A 1,899-nucleotide genomic window follows, 5' to 3' on the forward strand; every position below is an offset into this window, starting at 1 on the left:
AGCGCCTCTATTTTTTATCGCTCGTCGGTTTGAACTATTCCCAGAGCAAAAGGAGCCTAGTAAACAAGCACTTTCTATCAAAAAAATAGCGCTTACATTCGCCCTTTTAATGCTAACACCTGTTTTAAGCTTCGCTCTAAATAGCGCAATAAAAGTACCCAATATTATTTCAAGCTCTCAATTAAGCTATACACCAGCAAAACCAGATACAAACATACCGAAACTTCCAAACGCAAAAATCTTGCTGCAGAAGAAAGCAAACAATTACGTGCAAAACATCCAGCTTTATAGAGTACTTAACTGGAAAGAAGAGAGCACCGAAAACCTTGTACCCTATTGGCCATCGCCATTTTCTCACACTGACTGGCTAGTCGAATCTCGAAACATTATTACCGCAGATACGCAACAATTTCAGTATGTTGGCCTTAAGCACAAGTTACGAGGTTACCGAGTATGTCTTGCATATCGTTATCAAGTGGGTCAACAAGAAGCGCTCTCGTATAAAAAAGCGAAGCTATTGCAAATCCCCGCAATACTGACGGGAACCAATTATTTTGAAGCGCAACTCGCAATCACCAATGCAAAAGACTGCGCTGCGACCGAGCCCTCAATGATTAACGCCCTCACTGAATTGAATACACCACTCATAGAAGTAAAAGGTTCATAAAATGTGCGGCATCACTGGCTTTTTCGTACAAGCTAATAAAACTGAACACACTGAGGCATCTTATACACATCTTAAGCTGATGGCAGATGTCATTGAGCATCGAGGCCCTGATGCCGAAGGTTTCTGGGTGAACACTCAGAACTCTGTGGCACTTGCTCACCGTCGCCTTGCCATTGTTGATTTAAGCGAGACAGGTCAACAACCAATGGAAAGCCAACACTTTGTATTGGTATTCAATGGTGAGATCTATAACTTTCGGGTTATAAAAAAAGAGCTAGAAAAGCTCGGCCAATCATTCAACGGCCATAGCGACACAGAAGTATTGTTATATGCCCTTGAACATTGGGGCTTACAAAATACGCTCGATAAGCTAGAGGGCATGTATGCGTTTTGCGCGTACAATAAATCAACAAATCAAGCATATCTCGTTAGAGACAGAATGGGAGAAAAGCCCCTCTATTTCAGTAAACAAGGGCATAAGTTTTTCTTTAGTTCAGAGCTTAAAGCGCTCAAAGCAAACCCATCATTTAACGCAAAACTTAACCGCGAAGCACTTGGAGTATACCTTCAACACAACTGCGTTCCTGCGCCTTTATCAATCTATGAAGATTGCTTCAAACTTGAACCAGGTCAATATCTGCAGCTCGATTGCGAATCTCTAGGTTACTCGCTCAATACTTATTGGTCAGCAACTGAAGTAATGATTCAGGGAAGCGAGCAACCTTTCGCAGGAACAGAAACCGAAGCCGCTGACGCACTTGAGGCGACACTGCTTAGCTCGATTAAAGATCAAATGCTGGCCGACGTTCCTCTCGGCGCATTTTTGTCTGGTGGAATTGACTCCTCTACCGTCGCAAGCATTATGCAAAGCTTGTCAGACAAAGCGATCAACACTTACAGCATTGGCTTTAATTTCGATGATTTTAACGAAGCCGAACATGCGAAAGTAATTGCCCAGCACTTAGGGACAAACCACACAGAGTTTTATGTCAGCGAGCAGGACACTAAAGATGTGATTCCAACACTCGCAAATGTTTATTGTGAACCTTTCGCAGACTCTTCTCAGATCCCTACTTACTTAGTCTGTGAGCTTGCAAAGCAGCATGTCACAGTAGCTTTGTCAGGAGATGGTGGAGATGAATTATTCGCAGGATATTCTCGATATCAAAAAGTGCTTGATAGCTGGCGAATACAACAAGGCCCTAGCGCGCTAGAAAAGGCTGCTCATTTTC

2 protein-coding genes are annotated in these 1,899 nt (G+C 43.0%); both read left to right on the plus strand.

Annotated elements, in window-relative coordinates; all coding sequences use genetic code 11:
- On the plus strand, positions 1–667 hold a 667-nt coding region (locus A3738_RS30390; protein WP_197473514.1), incomplete at its 5' end, for a hypothetical protein.
- Position 668: 1 nt separating this feature from the next.
- Positions 669–1,899 (plus strand): asparagine synthase (glutamine-hydrolyzing) (gene asnB / locus A3738_RS01660; RefSeq protein ID WP_068763308.1); only part of this gene is annotated, 1,231 nt, incomplete at its 3' end.

Source organism: Oleiphilus sp. HI0066, from assembly GCF_001635725.1.